At 59.7% G+C, this 541-nt stretch carries 2 protein-coding genes; both read right to left on the bottom strand.

Annotation, left to right across the window (positions count from 1 at the left end):
* Positions 1-287, bottom strand: a 287-nt coding sequence (locus ACX3P1_RS28370; RefSeq protein WP_459083171.1) for an ATP-binding cassette domain-containing protein, incomplete at its 3' end; no start/stop codon positions are given.
* Between the two features lie 29 nt (positions 288-316).
* Positions 317-541, bottom strand: a 225-nt coding sequence (locus tag ACX3P1_RS28365) for an ABC transporter permease subunit (protein WP_459083169.1), incomplete at its 5' end; no start/stop codon positions are given.

Genomic DNA, 541 nt, shown 5'->3' with positions numbered 1-541 from the left:
TTGCGGCGTACCGCGTCGATGTTCTGTTCGCTCTCGCGCACCAGCCCCTCGGAGCCGCGCTTGTAGCCGAGCAGTCGGCCCTCGATCTCGATCTCGCCGCTCGTATATTCCTCGAGGAAGCTGGCGCAGCGCAATAGGGTGCTCTTGCCCGATCCCGAGGGGCCGATGATGCAGACGACCTCTGAGAGGTTGATGTCGAGTGAGATACCGGACAGGGCAGCGAATGTGCCGAAATCCTTGGTGAGGTTCCGTATCTTGATGACGGGCTCGGTGGTTTCAGTGGCCATCGTTTGTTCCCAATTGGTGGTTGGCGGGCCTAGAACCGCACCCGGCGCTCAACGTATTTGCCAAGCTGCGCGACTGCTTCGACCAGCAGCCAGTAGAGCAGGGCGGCGGCGAGATAAGGTTCGATGACCGCATAGGTCTCGTTGACGAACTGCGTGGTGTTCTTGGTCAGCTCGGCGACGGTGATGATGGACAGCACCGCGGATTCTTTGATGAGGATGATGATCTGGTTGACCATCGGCGGGGTGATCATGAC

The sequence above is a fragment of the Mesorhizobium sp. A623 genome (genome assembly GCF_054489405.1).
This window is presented reverse-complemented; position numbering and strand designations above follow the sequence as displayed.